Genomic DNA, 17,400 nt, shown 5'->3' with positions numbered 1-17,400 from the left:
GGTGCCCGGCCGCTGCGCCTAACGGGTGGCGGGGGCGGCCGGCGCGTACGTGCGGCGCAGGAATCGGCGCAGCGCGGCGATGTCGAACTGGACGACCGCGACCCCGTCGGGGGAGTGGAACTCGACGACCGCCTGCACGCGGCCGCACGGCCAGACGCGCACGTCCCCGGTGCCCGTCGGCGACGACAGGCCCGCCTCCAACAGGGCGCGGGGGAAGACCCACTCGTTGTCCGTGCCCTCGGGGGACAGCTCGGCGGGGAAGACGATCCGTACGGCCAGCGGTTCGTCGGGGGCGAAGCGCAGGGCGACCGGGATCGTCCGGTAGAGGGGGTCGTCGGTGATCACGCGGGCGCGCACCCGCTCCTCGACGGCGGTCGTGTCTGCGGTCGCTGCTGGATTCTCCGCGGTGGCTGACATCGACAGGGCTCCTCGAAATCGGAACATTTGCGTCCGTTTGTCCGTCCAGACTCGCACATTCCGACGAAAACGCGCGCCACTATTTGTGATGCGACCGCTCTTGCCAACGGTTTGCAACTGGGCACTATTCTTGAACGGTTAAAGATTTTGTGAGGTAAACAGGAAGCGGAGCCACTCCATGCATGTGCCCGACGGATTCATCAACGCACCCGTCTCGGTGGCCGCCGGAGTGGTGGCCGCGGCCGCCGTCGCCGTCAGCCTCCGCGGCGCCCGCCGCGAGCTCGACGAACGCACCGCGCCCCTCGCGGGCCTCGTCGCCGCCTTCATCTTCGCCGTGCAGATGCTGAACTTCCCGGTCGCCGCCGGCACCAGCGGCCACCTCCTCGGCGGCGCGCTCGCCGCCATACTCGTCGGCCCCTACACCGGCGTGCTGTGCGTGTCCGTCGTCCTGCTGATGCAGGGCATCCTCTTCGCCGACGGCGGCCTGACGGCCCTCGGCGTCAACATCACCGTCATGGGCGGCGTCACCGTCGTCGTCGCCTACGCCGTCTTCCGCGGCCTCCTCAAGGTGCTGCCGGCCACCCGCCGATCGGTCACCGTGGCCGCCTTCACCGGGGCCCTGCTCTCCGTACCGGCCGCCGCGGCCGCCTTCACCCTCCTCTACGCCCTCGGCGGGACCACCGACGTCCCGATCGCCAAGGTGTTCACCGCGATGGTCGGCGTGCACGTCCTCATCGGCATCGGCGAGGCCCTCATCACCGCCGCGACCGTCGGCGCCGTCCTCGCCGTCCGGCCCGACCTCGTCCACGCCGCGAGCGGCCTCGGCACCCCGCTGAAGCTGCGCGTCGGCGGCGAGCTCGTCGACGCTCCGGCGCCCGCGCCGGCCGCGCCCGTCGCCGCCCGCTCCACCCGCGGGGTGTGGCTGACCGGCCTCGTCACCGCCCTCGTCCTCGCCGGCGTCGTCTCCTTCTACGCCTCGGCCAACCCCGACGGTCTGGAGAAGGTCGCCGCCGACAAGGGCATCGACGCCAAGGTCGAGGACCACGCCGCCGCGGACTCCCCGCTCGCCGACTACGGCGTCAAGGACGTCGAGAACGCCCGCCTGTCCGGCGGCCTCGCCGGGGTCATCGGCGTCGGAGTCACCGTCCTCGTCGGCACCGGCATCTTCTGGAGCGTGCGCCGCCGCCGTGCCGAGGACCTGACCGCCACCTCCACGGCCGCCCCCTCGGCCCACTGACATGGGGGCCGGGCACGCGCACAAGCTGTACCGGCACGGGCACTCGCCCGTGCACGCGCTGCCACCGCACTGCAAGATCGCCGCGGTCTTCGCCTTCGTGGTGGTCGTCGTCTCGACGCCGCGGGAGGCCATGTGGGCCTTCGGCGCCTACGCGGTCCTGGTCGCCGCCGTCGCGGCGGCGGCCCGGATCCCGGCCGGGTTCCTGCTGCGACGGCTGCTGATCGAGGTGCCGTTCGTGGCCTTCGCCGTCCTCATGCCGTTCGTGGCCGAGGGCGAGCGCGTGCAGGTGCTCGGCATGTCGCTGAGCGTCTCCGGACTCTGGGGCGCCTGGAACGTCCTCGCCAAGGGCACCCTCGGCGTGGCCGCCTCCGTGATCCTCGCCTCGACCACCGAACTGCGGTCGCTGCTGCTGGGGCTCCAGCGGCTGAAGCTGCCGCCGCTGCTCGTCCAGATCGCCTCCTTCATGATCCGGTACGGCGACGTCATCACCGGCGAGCTCCGGCGCATGTCCATCGCCCGCCGCTCCCGAGGCTTCGAGGCCCGAGGCGTCCGGCACTGGGGCGTCCTCGCCAAAACGGCCGGAGCCCTCTTCATCCGTTCCTACGAACGCGGCGAACGGGTCTACCTCGCGATGGTCAGCCGCGGCTACAACGGCTCCATGCCGGTCATCGACGACGTGTCGGCCACCCGCGCCCAATGGGCGTACGCGGCCGTGCTCCCGGCGGCGGCCCTCGCCGTCTGCCTCATGGGATGGACGCTGTGACCCCGTCCGGCGGGACGGGCGCCGCGACCCCGTCCGGTGCGCCGGGCACCCCGACCGGTCTGATGGGATGGACACCGTGACCGCTGCCCCCGCTTCCCCCGCCCCGTCCTCCCCCGCGGCCGTGCCCTCCCTTGAGGTGTCCGGCGTCGCCTACGCCTACCCCGACGGCCACCAGGCCCTCTTCGGGGTCGACCTCACCGTCGGACACGGCGAACGGGTGGCCCTGCTCGGGCCCAACGGCGCGGGCAAGACCACCCTGGTCCTGCACCTCAACGGCATCCTGGGCGGCGGCGTCGGCACCGTCACCGTCGCCGGTCTGCCCGTCGAGAAGCGGCACCTCGCGGAGATCCGCCGCCGCGTCGGGATCGTCTTCCAGGACCCCGACGACCAGCTGTTCATGCCGACCGTCCGCGAGGACGTCGCCTTCGGCCCGGCCGCCGCCGGAATGCGCGGCGCCGAGCTGGAGACCAGGGTCCGCGAGGCCCTCGACCAGGTCGGCATGGCGGCCTTCGCCGACCGGCCGCCGCACCACCTGTCCTTCGGCCAGCGCCGCCGGGTGGCCGTGGCGACCGTCCTGGCGATGCGCCCGGAGATCCTCGTCCTCGACGAGCCCTCCTCCAACCTCGACCCGGCCTCCCGCCGCGAGCTCGCCGACATCCTGCGTTCGCTGGACGTCACCGTCCTGATGGTGACCCACGACCTGCCCTACGCGCTGGAACTGTGCCCCCGCGCGGTGATCCTCAGCGAGGGCGTCATCGCGGCCGACGGCCCCACCCGCGACCTGCTCTGCGACGAGGAACTCATGGGCGCGCACCGCCTGGAACTCCCCTTCGGCTTCGACCCGCGCGCCACCGCCGCCCCCGGCCGCCGGACCCGCTGAACCCCGGCCCCCGAGCCCCGTACGGGACGGGGAAGCAGGACCGGCCGGGCGGCGTTGCATCCTGATGGACGACCCCGCACGGGGGTCGTCGGAGCGGGCGAGCAGCACACGAGGAGTCGGCAGTGGAGGTCCAGGGGACGGTGGCGGAGGGCTTCGAGGCCGTCCGGGAAGCGTTCGTGCGCAACTTCGAGGTCCTCGGGGACCGCGGCGCCGCCGTCGCCGTGTACCGGGACGGCCGCCGGGTCGTCGACCTGTGGGGCGGTTCCAAGGACGCCGACGCCGCGGACGACGCCGCGGGTTCGGGGGAGTGGCTGGCCGGTACCGCACAGGTGGTCCGGTCCGCCACCAAGGGGGTCGCGGCGGCCGTGCCGCTGCTGCTCCACCAGCGCGGCCTCCTGGACCTGGACGCGCCGGTCGGGGCGTACTGGCCGGAGTTCAAGGCGGGCGGCAAGGAACACGCACGCGTCCGCGACCTGCTCTCCCACCGCGTCGGCGTTCCGGCGCTGGACCGGGGCCTGACCCCGGCGGAAGCGATCGACGGGGTGTCCGGGCCGCGCGCCGTCGCCGCGCAGGCCGCCCTGTGGGAGCCGGGCACCGCGCACGGCTACCACGCCCAGACCTACAGCTGGCTGCTGTCGGAGCTGGTGCTGCGGGTCACCGGCGCCTCCCTCGGCAACTGGCTCGCGGAGCAGGTCACCGGTCCGCTGGGGCTGGACTTCTGGATAGGCCTGCCGGAGGGCGCCGCCGACCGGGTGGGGCGCGTCGCCCCAGTCGACCCGCCCGAACGTGCGGGCGCGCTGAAGGTCCGCCCCCGCAGAAACGTTTCCGAGGCCTACGCCGACCCGCACTCCCTCACCCGCCGCGCCTTCGCCGCGATCGACCCCCTGCCCGACGAGAACGCCCCCGCGTACCGGGCCGCGGAACTTCCCGCCTCCGCGGGCATCGGCACCGCCCGCGCCCTCGCCGGGTTCTGCGCGGGGCTGATCGGCGACACCGAGGACGGCGCCCGCCTCTTCACCCCCGAAACCACCGCGCTCGCCGGCACCGAACTCTCCTCGGGGCCGGACCGGGTCCTGGTCGTCAACACCCGCTTCGGCCCCGGCCACATGCTGCACGGCCCGGCGTCACCGCTGCTGTCCCCGGCGTCCTTCGGCCATCCTGGGCGCGGCGGATCGCTGGCCTTCGCGGACCCCGAGGCGGGCATCGGCTTCGGCTACGTCACCAACGGCCTCGCCAAGTCCGTCACCGCCGACCCCCGCGCGCAGGCCCTCGTACGGGCGGTGGGGGCGAGCCTGTAGGTCCGCCGGGTGACGGAGGCCGGTGACGTTGCCGGCGGGCGTCGAGGGGCGCGTCAGTCGCGTTCGCGCACGTCGGCCACTGCGGCCCCCGCGTGCTCGATGAGCTCCTTCGGGGCCATCGGGAACACCGAGTGCGGGGTGCCGGCGGCCGCCCACACCACCTCGTGGGCCAGCAGGCCGGGGTCCGCCAGCACGCGGGTCCGGGTGCGGTGGCCGAAGGGCGGGACGCCGCCGATGGCGTACCCGGTGGTCTCCCGGACCAGCGCCGCGTCCGCCCGCGTCACCTTGCCCGCGCCCAGCTCCCGTCGTACCGCCTCCAGGTCGACCCGCGAGGAGCCGTCCATCAGCACCAGCACCGGGACCCCGTCGGCGGCGAAGATCAGCGACTTCACGATCTGGCCGAGGGCGCAGCCGATCGCGGCGGCGGCATCGGCCGCGGTCCGCGTCCCCTCGGGGAAGGTCCGGACGGGGAGGTCGAGGCCCAGCCGGGCCAGGGCCTCGGCGAAGAGGGGGTGCGTCGTCGTCATGCGGGGACGTTAGCGGCCATGCCGGCCCGGGGGCGAGCGCATTCCGGGGCGAGCGGGTTCCGGGCCGGCGGACGGACGGACGCGGCGGGCCGGAGGTACCTGGCGGACCGGGCGCCCCCGACCCGGCCCGGGGGCCGGGTCGGGGCCGCGAGGGGCCGGGCGTCAGGAGTTGAGGACCCCGGCGACGATCCGGCCCGCCGCGTTGCCGCCGTGGCCCCCGCCCTCGACCATCGCGGCGGCGGCCAGGTCGCCGCTGAAGCCGGTGAACCAGCTGTCCGGGCTGCTCGCCCCGTCGACCTCCGCCGAGCCGGTCTTCGCGCCCTTGTCGGAGCCCCGGACCGACGCCATCGCCTCGGCGGCGGTGCCGCCGGGGGAGGCCGTCTGCTTCATCATCCGCACCAGCTGCGCCGATACGCCCGGCCGGAGCGGCCGCGAGGCCGTCGCCAGGGTGCGCCCGTCCAGGGAGGCCTTGACGACCACCGGCTGGCGGAACACGCCGGTCCGGGCCGTCGCGGTGATCGAGGCGAGGTTCAGCGGGTTCATCTGGATGGCGCCCTGGCCGATGTACTCCGCGGCCGCCGCCGGACCCGAGGTCACCGGGACGGTGCCGTCCTGGGTGACGACGCCCGCCTTCCAGTCCAGGCCGATGCCGAAGACGTCCTTCGCCTCGCGGGGGAGCGCGCCGTCGTCGCCGACCTGGTCGATCAGGCCGATGAAGGCGGTGTTGCAGGACCGGGCGAAGCTCGTGGAGAACGGCTTGCCCTGAAGGCTGAAGCCGTCCAGGTTGCGGAAGGGCTTCCCCTCCCACGACACGGTCGGCGGACACTCCGCCGGCTTGTCCGCCGCCACCAGGCCCTTCTCCAGCAGCATCGCCGCCGTCACGATCTTCATCGTCGAGCCCGGTGCGCGGCGGCCCTGGAGCGCCGCGTCGAAACCGTCCTTGCGGTGGTTGGCCACGGCCAGGACGTCGCCGGTGCTCGGCTGGACCGCGACCACCGAGGCCTCGGCGTACGAGGTGACCGCCTTCTCCGCGGCGGCCTGCACGTCGGCGTCCAGCACGGTCCGGATCTCCCCGGGCTTGCCCTCCACCAGCGTCAGCAGGCTCCGCTTGGGCGCCTCGGCGGTGGTCGGCTCGATCCACAGCTCGACGCCGGGGGTGCCGCCGGTCTTCTCCCCGTACGTCTTGCGGAGCTGGTCCAGCACCGTCCGCAGCGAGGGGTACAGCTCGGGCGTCAGCTCCTTGCCGTTGCGGTCGATCGCCTTGACCGGCGGGCTCGCCGGGGTGCCGGCGCGCAGCGCCTCGCCCTTCTGGAGCTGCGGGTGGACCACCGATTCCTGCCAGTCGACGAGCGGCTTGCCGGTGCTCACCCCGCGCACGACGGTCAGCCGGGAGTCGTAGACGAGGGGCTTGGTCGAGCCCTCGTACGTCACCTCCGCCTCGACCTTGAAGGGCACGGTGGTGCCGTCCGGGGTGCCGGGGGTGATCACCGTCTTCGAGACGTACGCCTTGGTCCGGTAGTCCGCGACGGCCGTCCGCGCCGCCGGCGCGTTGTTCGTCAGCTCGCCCGCCGCCTGGGCGTCGCCCGCCGCCCACGCGGCGAGGAAGGCCTTCGCGGTGGCGGCCGCGTCCTTCTCCGCGACCGGTCCGGTCCCCTTGGACGCGGGGGCCGCCTTGCCGCCCACCTCGGCGGCGCCCGCGCCGCCGCCCTCGTCGGCCACCAGTGTCCAGGCGCCGTATCCCGCCCCGCCGACCATCGCGAGGAACACCCCGCCGATGATGGCGCCCTTTGCCGCCCCGTTCATCCTTCGTCCTCCCCCGTGTCCACAGTTCTCTGAACATGTTCAAAGAACCCCAGGTGCGGACCTTACTCTGTGCGAGCGAGCGGCATGCGCGTTGTTACCCGACCGGAACATCGCCGCGGGGGGTGGGGCGGGCGCCGACCGCCGGTGCCGACAACCACGAGGGGCCCGGCACCGTGCGGTGCCGGGCCCCTCGTTCGTGCTGCTAGATCCAGGTGTCCAGCCACATCCTGTTGCGCCAGGAGTCCATGGGGAGGGTCTGGCCCGTGTAGATGGGCCAGAAGTAGATGGAGTTCCATCCCTCAAGGCGCCCGAGGCCCCGACCAGCCAGTTCTTGACCCGCCGGGGCCGTCGAGGGCCTACTGGGCCGTCTCAGGGCCGTGATCATGGTCCGGACGAGTCCCGAAGAGGCCGTCCACGGCTTTCCGGGTCCGGCCCTCGCTGCTGGGCATCAGGTGCGTGTAGGTGCGCAGGGTGAAGCCAGGATCGGCGTGGCCCAGGTACTGACTCAGCGCCCGGATATTCTCGCCCGCGTCCAACAGGACCGACGCGTAGAAGTGCCTAAGCGCGTGCATCCCGTGCTGAGGCGCGGACGCGTAGCGCTCGCCTTCGTCCGCCGGGGGGATGATCCCGGCGAGGGCAAGAGCGGGCTTCCACATGAAGTCGTTGAAGTAGCTGACCCGGATGAAGCTGCCACCCGAGCCGCTGAAGATGAGCGACTTCGTCACGAGCGGGCCGTCCGGCGTACGCCACGGCAGGGTGACCTTGACCGGCGGGCACAGCTTCGAATGGGCGCGCAGAGCCGCCGCAACAGAGCGGGGGAGCGGCACGGAACGCGTCTTCCCGCCCTTGGGGAGGGCGAACACGTACTTCCCGCGGATCCGCTTCAGTTGGTGCTGCACGCGGACCCACTCCCCCTCGTAGTCCAGCTCCTCCACGTCGATCCCGAACACCTCGCCCTGCCTGAGGCCGCATCCACTTGCGATGTCCACGGCCGTGCGCAGGCGCCCAGGCAGCGCGGCACGTACAGCGAGTACCTGAGTGGGCGTCCACGGCGCCACACGCGGCTGTGCGGGCTTGGGAACCTGAACGGACCGGGCCCGGCAGGGGTTCTTGGTGATCAGCCCGTCGTCAACAGCGGCGGCGAACGCGGCTGAGACCGTACCGAAGATGATCCGGCGGTGCGACGAGGCGGCACCGCTGCTCTCCAGCGATCCCAACCACGTGCGGATGTGCCCCGGCTGGAACGACGGCACCGGTCGCGTCCCAATGTACGGGTAGGCGTGCAGCCTCAGCCTTCGCTCGGCAGCCTCACGGCTGTTGATCTCCGTGGTGTGGGTGGCCACCCACTTCTCGGCGAACTGCTGGAAGGTAATGCGGCCGGCGCGCGGGTCGACGTACTGGCCGCGTGCCATGTCGGCGGCCGTCTCGTTGAGCCACTGCTCGGCGAGCCTCTTCTGCTTGTCGGGGAAAGACTTGGACTTCTCGGTGCCGTCGGGGCCGATGTACCGGGCGCGGTACCGCATGCCGACGCCGTGCCGGTCGCTCTTGACCCGGGCGGGCTTGCCATCGGCGTCGAACTCGGTCTTGTACCAGCGGTCTTGGATGTGGCCTGCCACGTGGTGTGCCTTTCCGGGCGTATGTAGCAAGGGCGGGCCCGATTGGGCCCGCCCTCGGTGGTCTTGGTCGTGGTGTGGGATCAGGCGGCGTTGCTGATGTCTGCCTGCATCTGTTCGGCGATCCAGCGGTGCACGGCGCTGGGGTCGTAGCGGACGTGCTTGCCGACACGGAATCCGGCCGGGCCGGTGCGCTTCTTGCGCCACTGGTAGACGGTCTCCAGCGGAACGTCGAAGAGTTCGGCGATGTCGTCGGGGGTGAGGTAGCGGTCGGGGAGTCCGCCGCGCAGCGTTGCGCGGGGGTCGGGCTGATTGGCCACCGTGCTCTCCTTGGCTTTCCGGAGGATCCGCAACATCCGCCACGCCGCAACAGAGCTGGTCAGCGGCTCGCGTTTGTGGCGGATCGGGATTCTGTGGCGGATAGTGCCGACACGCGCGTGGCGTGGCGACACCTGGGTGCTGGCGGCCGGTTATCCAGCGACGGGGAAGAGCGGTGTGGCGGCTTCCCCGTGCGTGTGGCGGATGGGCGTGGCGGTATCCGCCACAGACTCACCCCCGCTGACCTGCGGTGTGGCGGATGTTGCGGCTGTTGCGGATGTCAGAAGGGGCAGGGGGCAGTAGCGCTCCCAGGCGTCCGTCAGGTCCTCGGCGTAGTAGCCCTTGGGGGTGCCTGATGCGGTACGGATACCGCGCGGTTTGATGGGCTTGTTGCCGGGGGTGACGTACTGGCCGAGGAGTCGGGCCAAGGTCCGGGAGTTGAGAGGCTTGTCGTCGAGGTCGCCCCAAGGGGCTTCGTCCATGCGGAGGAGGCATTCGAGGATGACGGCGGTCGACATCCGGTCGGCCCCGCAGAAGACGTGGTCGCGGAGATCGGTCAGAAGTCGGACCCCGATCGAGGACTCGTCGTTGTCCTTCGCCGCCGCGACGAGTTCGAGGCAAGCCGCGCGGGCGCGGGCGGGCCAGCTGCCGCCGGCGGCATCGGCGACGGCGAGAAGCGGTTCCCATACGTCCGCCGGGCGGTCGGTCACCCCGTCCGGCATGGCGGGCCAGGCCCCGGCTACCTGGTCGCGGACTGTTTCGGCCCACTTCGCTAGGCGGTCCCGCAGTGCGTGGCCTTGCTGCTCGTGGACGCGCTGGCGATAGGGCTCGACCTTTTCGTTCGGGGCTCGCTTACGCATGCGGACAATGACGGAGCGGGTCAGGACCGTGTCCGGCAGGGATCCGAGTCCGGCCATGGCTACGGCGCAGTACGAGGGGAAGACCTGCGCGGTCTGGTTGGACCCGTCCCCCACGCATCGGAGGGCGCCGCCGCTGCGCCGGTACCCCGCGTTGAGGAAGCCGCGGAGAGCTTCGTCCGGTCCGGCTTTGGGGCCGAAGATCGTGTCGACCTCGTCGAAGAGAACGGTGGGAAGTCCCTCCGGGGCGCCGACGAGCCGGTAGAGCCCGTTGGCTGAGGCGGAGACGGTGGTGACCGGGCGCGGGGTGAGGATCTCGACGATCTCCAGTGCCCGCGACTTCCCCGACCCCGGTTCCGGGGACAGGAACGCGATCCTGGGGGTGGTCTCGAAGCAGTCGATGAGGTGGGCGTGGGCGTCCCACAGGACCACGGCCACGTAGGCGGCCTCCCTGGGGAAGATGTTGAACCGGCGGTGGAAGGCTTCCACCTCGTTGAGCAGGGCGGCTCCGTCGATGGGTGCGGCCTGGGGCTTGTGGTCGCTCATCAGGCGGCCTTCCCTTCCTGGTTGGCGGTGGGGTTAATGCAGACGCAGGTGGTGCGGTGCCGTTCGTGGTCGGCGATCACGGCAAGCGCGCGGGCATGCCCCGCGGCGAATAGGTCGCGTCCGCATGCGCACCAGGAGCGGACGGTCGGGGTGGTGCCACGGCCGGGAGCGGTGATGTGGAGCCAGGCGACCGGGCGACGCCCGTCGTCGGCGCGCGGGTCACGGCGAACGGATGAAAGGACGCCTTCGGCGACGACTTTCGGCGCACCACCCTCGGAGCGGGCGGGGGTCGGTTCGGCGGTGTGGGGGCCGGTGGTCACGATGCCCTCACCGCCACGGCGTTGAAGCCGCGTGTGACCGCGCGTTCGGCGTACGCCTCGGGCACCCCGACGGCCACGGCCGCCTCGATGACATGGCGTCCGAGGACCTCCAGATCGCACGGCCCGGGACAAGCGGTGTGCTGCTTGGCGAGAAAGCGGGCGACGCCGTACGCGGTGCTGCCGGCGCCCTGGTCGCGGCAGGCGGCAACCCTGGCGAGACCACGATTCAGCCCGGTCCGGACGAAGGTGTCGTTGTGCCGGCACCCGGTGGCAAGCGACTCGTTCCAGGTGGAGCGGGTCGTCAGAGAAGAGTCCACCTCCCCGCGAACGGGCGGGGTGGATTCTTCCTTCGCGACGAGAGCCAGGACGGCGTCCGGCAGAGCGGTGATGTTGCCTGTGCCGGGGCCGTACCAGCGGGCGTAGACCATGGAGGACTTGATGTCGATGCCGGGCCGGACGCCGTTGGCGGACTGCATGATGCCCCGGTAGATCCAATGCTCCCCGCGGGTTGTCGCCACGACCTTGGTCGGGGCGAGGTGTTCCCGGGCCCAGGCCATGGCGTCCGGGTTGTCGAGGTCCACGACGGTGAGCCGTGCCCCGCCGGGGTGGTAGGCGACCGCTCCGGCCTGGCGCCAGGCCCGCGACCATGCTGAGGATGTGAGAACGGTTTGGTCGGTGGTGGCAGCGCCCCAGGCGTGGCAGGGGGCCGGGCACTGGCAGGGGCCGGCGGCCTTCATGTGGGGCCGGTCGCCACACGCGGAGTTCGTGCAGGCGCGGCAGTTCCCCACGGGCAGCTTGCCCTCCCGCAGGGGCAGGACGGGCAGGCCCATCTCGGCGAGCCAGAGCGCGGTCCGCAGGTGCCCCTTGGCGTGGAGCGGGATCATCGGTGTCCTGCCTTCCAGCAGGACGGGCAGAGGTCGCGTCCGCTGGGTCGGGTGCGCCATCCGTCCGCGCGGCGGATCCTCCGTACCGCGGTGACGGTGTGGGCGAGGGGATGGTGCGTAGCGTTGTGGCATTCGGGCCCGTCGCAGTTGACGGCGGGGAAGTTGTCGGCGCTCATGCTGCTACCGCCCCGGTCCGGATGTGGGTGAGGAGGGTGCGGCCGATCCATCGGGTGTAGGCGGGCGGGATCGCCTCGGTGAGTTCCTCGCGGACGTCGGTCCAGGTGATGCCCATCGCGGCCTGCATCTCGGGGACGGTGGCCTTGCCCCCGCCGGCTCCGTAGGCGGCGACGTAGGGGCCGTCACGGTAGATGCCGTGGCGCCAGCCCCGGACGTAGCCGCGGTGGCGCAGGTGTGGTGGCTGGTCGGTGGTCCAACCGCCGAGTTCGAAGACGCGGTGGCGGAGGACCCCCAGGCTGAACTGCTCCCCACACAGGCGCAGGTCGGGGCGGACGGGGGCTTTGCCGTTGGGCTGCTCGATCACGTACGGCAGGCCGGACGCGTCGAGGAGGGTGCGGAGTTCGGGGATGAGCTGCACATGCTCACGCCCCCAGCCCATCGCACGGTTGGTGCCGACGGTGAGCGCACATCCGTCCTGGCAAGGCGGGGACGCGTGGATCGTCGAGTAGGCGGCGATCCCACCAGAGGTGATCAGGTCGGCGAGGACGGTGAGGGCGTCACCCTGCTGGAAGGGGAACGGGTACCGGGGGCGGGGGCGGATGTCGACGCCGGTCACGTTGAATCCGGCGCGGTGGTAGCCGACAGCGGCGCCGCCGGAGCAGCAGAACAAGTCCAGCAGTAAGGGCCGATCACGGCCGTCTACTCGCCGGATGTGGGCGGTGTGGGTCATACTGGTCTCTCCAGTTCTTGAGTGTTCTGGACGAGAGCGGCCCCGGTTCATTGGCGTGAGAGGGGGCCGCTCTTGGCATGTCGGGTGAGGGTCAGAAGCCGTTGTGGGCGGCGGGGCCGGGGCACTCGTAGCCGGGGCAGTCACACCCGTGGCATTCCTGGCACTCCTCGGTGTCGCAGTCGTCGCACCAGTGGTGGCCGGGGCAGTGGTCCTGGCAGCACTCGTCGCAGTAGGTGTCGTCCACGGGGTGGCCTTTCAGCGCTGGTTGATGGTTCCGACGGCGCGGCCGAAGAGGCCGGTGGCGGTGATGTTCTGGGTGACGTGCTGGACCGGCGCCCGTCCCCGGCCCGCTCCGCGGGTGGCCCGGAGGATGAGCGGGGCGAGGGTGCCGGCGGCGATGAGGGCGATGGCGGCCCAGAGGGCTTCGGTCATGGCGATCAGTCCCGGGGCGGCGTAGGAGATCCCGAACCCGGCGGCGGCGATCCCGCCGCCGAGGGTCGGGGCGAGGAGCGCGGTCGTCTTCGCCCACGCCGGTACTGGCTGGACGACCGGCGCGGGGGCCGGGGCGGTGGGCTGGGGGTGGGTGTAGGCGAGGGTGCGGTAGCCGCCTGGGAGGGTGACCATCTCGACCCCCGGCGGGAGTTCCGCGGGCAGCATGACGGGGTGCTGGACGGCGGTCGGGTAGAGGACGGGGTCGCCGTAGCGGGCGGGCGGGGTGGTGCTCGCGGTCGTGGGTTCATAGGGCACGGCGGTCTCCATCGGGGTGGTTGGTCAGAGGCCGGATATGGAGCCGGTGAGGGTGGCCACGAAGGTGTGGATGGCGTCGGAGGCGCCGGTGTCGGCGAGGAAGAATCCGAACCCGGCCGCGACGGTGGCGGCGCCGGCGCCGAGGTGGCGGGTGCGGAGCAGGACGGCCAGGACGACGCCGAAGAGGACGACGAGGGAGAGCGTGACGGCCACGGGGGTCCCCGTTTCAGGGCGGGCCGGCGGCGCCGGGAGTGGTGCCGCCGGCGGGCGGGTGGTGGCTGTACGTGTTCGGGGTTACTGCCTACCGCCTACCGCCTACTGCCTAGTGGCTACTGCCTACTGCCCAACCTGCTGATGAAAGCGGCTCTGTGGGCAGTAGGCGGGCGGTAGGAGCGGCTTCTACTGCCCACCGGGGGTTGGGCGGTAGGCGGTAGGCGGTAGCTGTGGGTGAGGGGATTCAGGCGTGGTCGGGGTGGACGTAGACGGAGTGCGGGCCCCGGTCGCGGTAGACGAGTTCGCCGCGTTCGGCGGCTGCCTTGAGGGCCTTGCGGACGGACTCGCGGCCCCGGCTGACCGCGTCCGCGATGGTGGCGGGCTTCATGCCATCGGGGCCGGCCTCGTGGAGGGCTGTCATCGCGGCGGGCAGCCACTCGGGCCCGCTCCCGTCGTCTGTGCGGTGCGCGGAGAGGTTCAGCCCCTCCCGTGCGGGCTTGTCCTCCGGTGCCTCGGTGCCGGGTTCGGGGGTGGTGGCGAACTTGGCGTCGATCTGGCGCCGGAACTGCTCGGCGAGCGCGTCCTCGTCCGGCGCGGGGGCGGTGGTTGTGCCCCGGTGGGCGGAGAGGTTCAGGCCCCCGCCCGCCGGAGCACCCGCGGTGGATGCCGGTGCGGGCCCGGTGTCGGGTTGGGTGCGCTGGTGGTCGGTGATCCACGCGATACGGGTGGAGTCCCAGCGGCGGGCGTAGTCGGGGCCGGCGGCCTTGGCGGAGGTCTCGTCGAGGTAGGGGTGGCGGTCGCTGGTGGCGTGGACGATGTCGCGGATCTGGTGGGGCTTGATCCGCCAGGCCTTGAACAGGGCGGGCGGTGATTCGGGGCTGCCGAGGAATCCGGCTCCCTTGTAGGGGGCCTGGTCGACGCGCAGTCCGCGGGTGCCGGGGAAGAGTTTGGTCAGGTCCATGCCTTCCTTCTCGCCGCCGGTCAGGGCGACGCGGACCTTCGCCTCACGGCGGATCATCAGGTTTCCGAGCACGGATCCGGTGGCGCCCAGCGCGGTGAGGACGGTGCGCAGGCCCATCGCACGGGAGATCCGGATGACCTCCAGGATCTTGGCGGCGAGTGCCTTCATGGCCTTGTCGTTGCTGGCGAGGATCTCGGCGCCCTCGTCCACGACGAGCATGATCTGCGGAATCTCGGCGCTGATCGGCAGGAGGTCGGTGTTCGCGTCGGCCATGAGCTGCTGGTAGGCGACCTTGCGGCGGTGGGCCAGCGCGATCGCGGCGTCCAGCATGCGGTGCGCTTCCTCCGGGGTGGAGGCGAGCCAGTCGATCCCGGGCCGCACCACCTCGCCCTTGCCACCTTCCAGAGCGGGGCGGACCCAGGGCAGGCCCGCGGATCCGGCGTTGAGGTCGATGACCCAGGACAGGACGTCGGTGGCGAGGGCGAACACGGCCAGGACGGTGTGGACCCAGTTCGTCTTGCCCGATCCGGTCGGGCCGGCGGCGAGTGCGCACTGTTCGCGCAGGTAGACGTTCACGGGGGTGCCGTCGGTCCGGACGCCCCAGGGCAGGCCGGTGTGGATGGACAGGGGGCTGTAGTCGGTGGGGAAGGTGATGTCCTCGGACAGGACGTTGACGGTGGTCACGTCGATGAGGACGCGGCCCTGGTCGATGCCCGGGGACGCGGCGGCCGTGCAGCCGTGCGGGAGGCGGGCGTCCGCGGACAGGCGGGCGTTGTCCTTCGCGATCCGCTCGTAGGTCGTCCCACCGGGCGGGAGTTCGGCGTCGATCGTGAACCCGGTGCCGGTGGGCCACGTCTCGACCGCGAGGACGCGGACGGTGATCCCGCAGACCCGCTGGATCCGATCCACCCATTCCGCGGCGATTGCCCGCCGGCCGGCGGAAAGCTCCCGGGCGACGTGCCGTTCGGCGGCGGCGATGGCCTCCAGCTCGCGGGCTTCCTCGTACAGGCCGACGGAGCGTGCGGCGGCCCCCATCCCCACCCCGATCACCGCGAGGGAGCCGAGGGCGGGCCAGTTGAGGGGGCCGGTGGCCAGGGCCCAGGTGGTCCAGCCGGACCCGAGCAGCCATGACGCGGCCCGGGAGCCGATGGTGCGGGCCGCCAGACGCTGGCGGAGACCGGACGCGGTGTGCCCGATCGCGCCGACGGTGCCGATGGCGAGTGCCCAGGTGGGGGGCATGTGGGCGAGGGTGCCGACGGTGGCGACCGCGTACATCCCGGTGGTCGCGGAGAGGGCGCCGGTGACGGGTCCGTGGCCGGCGGCCCAGTCCAGGGCGAGCCCGTTGTGGGTGACGGTCTGGTTCTTGGTGGTGGTCATCAGACGTTCCAGCCCTTCTCGGCCTCGTGGCCGTTGCGGGGGTCCTCGTGGCGGGCGATGTCCGCCTCGTGGGCCTGCCGGAACGTCGGGCCCAGCTCCTCGGAGAAGTCGACGGAGTTCGCGAACACCCCGTAGAGGTCGGAGAGCATGTCGGCGACGACCTTCTCCAGCGGGAACTCGTTGTCGGAGCGTTCGGCGAGGATGCGCAGGATGTTCGCGATGGCCTGCAGGGCCTCGGGGAGGCCTTCGAGCATGGCGAGGATCTCCATGCAGTTCTCCGGCTCGTAGGACTGCGCGGCCTGCTCCATCTCGGCGGCCAGCTCCTCGAACCGGAACCCGGAAACGTTGCTCACAGCTACTCCCTGACTGGTGGGCGGTACGGGAACGTGCGTGGTGGGACGGGAAGCGGTGTCGCCGACCTCGTCGACGCCCTCCTCCTCCGCGAGGACCTCGGCCTCAGCGGCCTCCTCGTCGGCTTCGAGCTGGGCTGCGATGGCCTCGTCTCGGGCCTCGCGGCGGGCCCGGGCCCGCTCGACCAGACGCCGGTAGAGGCGCTGGCCGGGGTTGATCAGCCAGCCCCAACCGAGCTTCCGGCCCAGGGGGGTGGTGATGAGTCCGACCAGCCCGAGCGCGCCGCCGAGCACAGCGGCCATGGCCCGGCGGGCGTGGAAGCGGACGGCGGACCGCAGGAGGGCCTTGCGGGCGGCCTTCTGGGCAGGGGCCCTGGCGGCGGCCAACCGGGCCCGGTGCGCGGCCTGCTGAACCTGATCGCGGTTCCTGCCGACCGTGCGGCCGGTGGCGCGGTCCCTCGCGGTGCGGGCGGCACCGACCGCCTTCTCGCGGACGGCCGCAGCCTTACCGAGGCCCTTGGCGAGGGTCCGGGCCGCGACACCCCGCGGCTTTGCGACCCCACCACCAGCGCCGCCGTGGCCGGCGCGTTCGGCGGCCCTGGCCGCCCGCCGGTTGTCCGCGACCTGCCGGCGAGCGTTGGCGGTCGCGGTACGGGCTGCGGCCCGGGTCGGGGACTCGGTACGGGCCTGGGAACGCAGGGCATGCACTTGGCCCGCCCGGCCGCCGGCGAGACCGGCAGCTGCCCGCCCGGCTCGCTGCCGGGTCGACGGCGAACCCGTCCTTCCTGCGGCCGATCCGGATCGGCGACCGGCGTGGCCAATGGCCCCGTGCCGGGCCTGCCCGCCGGCCGACTTCCGGGAACCAGCCCCGGCCCCGGACCCTGCTCCCTTGCTCGGGGTTCCACCGGTGCTCTTGCCGGTGCGGGACTGCGACGGGATCCGCCCCAAGAGACCACGGCCCCCCGCACCACCTGCGGTTCGAGCGGAAGCCGGGGCTGCGGCGGACTTGGTCGCGGAGGTCTTCTTGATGTTCTTGGCGTTCTTGGAGCGGCGGTGTGCGGCGGCGGCGCCCAGGACCGCGGCCCCGGTCATCGCCAGAGCTGCGGCGATCGGCCCGCCGGTCAGCGCGGCGCTGGCCAGGAGACCTGCGGTCGCGTTCGTCCCCGACAGGGACAGCGGGACCACCGGAAAGCCCCCGGCGGTGTGGTCAACAGCCTTGCCCGCCGCGGGCATGCCCGGATCCGACGCGGGCGGGGTGGTCGGGCTGGGGGTGGATTCTTCGGGTGGAGCCTGCGGTTCGGTGACGGTGTCAGTCATGCTGAACGTGCTCCCTCGGGAGAAGAGGGCCCGGCCGCGAGCCTCCTACAGCAACGGCCGGGCCC

General features: G+C 72.4%; 18 protein-coding genes. 4 read left to right on the top strand and 14 right to left on the bottom strand.

All coding sequences use genetic code 11. The features are described 5' to 3' along the window. Nucleotides 1-18 precede the first annotated feature (18 nt). On the bottom strand, nt 19-417 hold the full coding sequence (locus ACFVS6_RS29295; RefSeq protein ID WP_362877686.1) for an SsgA family sporulation/cell division regulator: 399 nt from the start codon (nt 415-417) through the stop codon (nt 19-21). Between the two features lie 178 nt (nt 418-595). On the opposite strand from ACFVS6_RS29295, the gene ACFVS6_RS29290 reads away from it, so the two are divergent. From ACFVS6_RS29290 to ACFVS6_RS29275, 4 genes are all read left to right on the top strand, one after another. Continuing rightward, on the top strand, nt 596-1,654 hold the full coding sequence (locus ACFVS6_RS29290) for an energy-coupling factor ABC transporter permease (RefSeq protein WP_389708477.1): 1,059 nt from the start codon (nt 596-598) through the stop codon (nt 1,652-1,654). A 1-nt stretch (nt 1,655) separates the two neighbouring features. Then, nucleotides 1,656-2,417, top strand: a complete 762-nt coding sequence (gene cbiQ / locus ACFVS6_RS29285; RefSeq protein ID WP_389708475.1) for a cobalt ECF transporter T component CbiQ — start codon at nt 1,656-1,658, stop codon at nt 2,415-2,417. Between the two features lie 67 nt (nt 2,418-2,484). Further along, nucleotides 2,485-3,297 carry an energy-coupling factor ABC transporter ATP-binding protein gene (locus ACFVS6_RS29280; RefSeq protein WP_389708473.1) on the top strand — a complete coding sequence of 271 codons (813 nt, stop codon included), beginning with the start codon at nt 2,485-2,487 and terminating at the stop codon, nt 3,295-3,297. Between the two features lie 122 nt (nt 3,298-3,419). Next, nucleotides 3,420-4,595 carry a serine hydrolase domain-containing protein gene (locus tag ACFVS6_RS29275; RefSeq protein ID WP_389708471.1) on the top strand — a complete coding sequence of 392 codons (1,176 nt, stop codon included), beginning with the start codon at nt 3,420-3,422 and terminating at the stop codon, nt 4,593-4,595. Between the two features lie 53 nt (nt 4,596-4,648). Here the strand turns inward: ACFVS6_RS29275 and ACFVS6_RS29270 are convergent, their stop codons facing one another. The 13 genes from ACFVS6_RS29270 to ACFVS6_RS29210 all read right to left on the bottom strand — a co-directional run bounded on the left by ACFVS6_RS29270 (nt 4,649) and on the right by ACFVS6_RS29210 (nt 17,335). Further along, nucleotides 4,649-5,122: a YbaK/EbsC family protein gene (locus tag ACFVS6_RS29270; RefSeq protein WP_389708470.1), complete on the bottom strand. Its 474-nt coding sequence runs from the start codon at nt 5,120-5,122 to the stop codon at nt 4,649-4,651. 162 nt (nt 5,123-5,284) lie between these two features. Next, the gene (locus ACFVS6_RS29265; protein ID WP_389708468.1) at nt 5,285-6,925 is read right to left on the bottom strand and encodes a penicillin-binding transpeptidase domain-containing protein; all 1,641 of its coding nucleotides are present in this window, start codon (nt 6,923-6,925) and stop codon (nt 5,285-5,287) included. Nucleotides 6,926-7,281: 356 nt separating this feature from the next. Continuing rightward, complete coding sequence (locus ACFVS6_RS29260; RefSeq protein ID WP_389708467.1) at nt 7,282-8,541, bottom strand: tyrosine-type recombinase/integrase; 1,260 nt, start codon at nt 8,539-8,541, stop codon at nt 7,282-7,284. A gap of 80 nt (nt 8,542-8,621) precedes the next feature. Then, nucleotides 8,622-8,894 carry a helix-turn-helix transcriptional regulator gene (locus ACFVS6_RS29255; RefSeq protein WP_389708466.1) on the bottom strand — a complete coding sequence of 91 codons (273 nt, stop codon included), beginning with the start codon at nt 8,892-8,894 and terminating at the stop codon, nt 8,622-8,624. Between the two features lie 114 nt (nt 8,895-9,008). After that, nucleotides 9,009-10,259, bottom strand: coding sequence for a DUF3631 domain-containing protein (locus tag ACFVS6_RS29250; RefSeq protein WP_389708464.1), 1,251 nt, complete (start codon nt 10,257-10,259; stop codon nt 9,009-9,011). Next, nucleotides 10,259-10,579 (bottom strand): hypothetical protein, encoded by a 321-nt coding sequence (locus tag ACFVS6_RS29245; RefSeq protein ID WP_389708462.1) that lies wholly within the window; start codon nt 10,577-10,579, stop codon nt 10,259-10,261. Before ACFVS6_RS29245 ends, ACFVS6_RS29250 begins: the two co-directional genes overlap by 1 nt. Next, nucleotides 10,576-11,463, bottom strand: coding sequence for a bifunctional DNA primase/polymerase (locus ACFVS6_RS29240; protein WP_389708460.1), 888 nt, complete (start codon nt 11,461-11,463; stop codon nt 10,576-10,578). The genes ACFVS6_RS29245 and ACFVS6_RS29240 overlap by 4 nt, the downstream gene beginning before the upstream one ends. A 172-nt stretch (nt 11,464-11,635) precedes the next feature. Continuing rightward, a complete protein-coding gene (locus ACFVS6_RS29235; RefSeq protein WP_389708458.1) occupies nt 11,636-12,370 on the bottom strand; it encodes a DNA methylase in 735 nt (244 codons plus the stop codon). A gap of 91 nt (nt 12,371-12,461) precedes the next feature. Beyond that, nucleotides 12,462-12,614: a hypothetical protein gene (locus ACFVS6_RS29230; protein ID WP_389708457.1), complete on the bottom strand. Its 153-nt coding sequence runs from the start codon at nt 12,612-12,614 to the stop codon at nt 12,462-12,464. A gap of 11 nt (nt 12,615-12,625) precedes the next feature. Then, complete coding sequence (locus ACFVS6_RS29225) at nt 12,626-13,129, bottom strand: hypothetical protein (protein ID WP_389708456.1); 504 nt, start codon at nt 13,127-13,129, stop codon at nt 12,626-12,628. Between the two features lie 12 nt (nt 13,130-13,141). Beyond that, entirely contained in the window at nt 13,142-13,330 is a 189-nt protein-coding gene (locus ACFVS6_RS29220; RefSeq protein WP_389708454.1) for a hypothetical protein, read from the bottom strand. 244 nt (nt 13,331-13,574) lie between these two features. Then, nucleotides 13,575-15,668: a hypothetical protein gene (locus ACFVS6_RS29215; protein WP_389708452.1), complete on the bottom strand. Its 2,094-nt coding sequence runs from the start codon at nt 15,666-15,668 to the stop codon at nt 13,575-13,577. After that, complete coding sequence (locus ACFVS6_RS29210; protein ID WP_389708450.1) at nt 15,668-17,335, bottom strand: hypothetical protein; 1,668 nt, start codon at nt 17,333-17,335, stop codon at nt 15,668-15,670. Before ACFVS6_RS29210 ends, ACFVS6_RS29215 begins: the two co-directional genes overlap by 1 nt. Between the last annotated feature and the right edge of the window lie 65 nt (nt 17,336-17,400).

The sequence above is a fragment of the Streptomyces sp. NPDC057939 genome (genome assembly GCF_042887545.1).
Taxonomy (GTDB): Bacteria; Actinomycetota; Actinomycetes; order Streptomycetales; family Streptomycetaceae; genus Streptomyces.
Note: the sequence above shows the minus strand (reverse complement) of the source record. Positions and strands in the feature narration are given on the sequence as shown.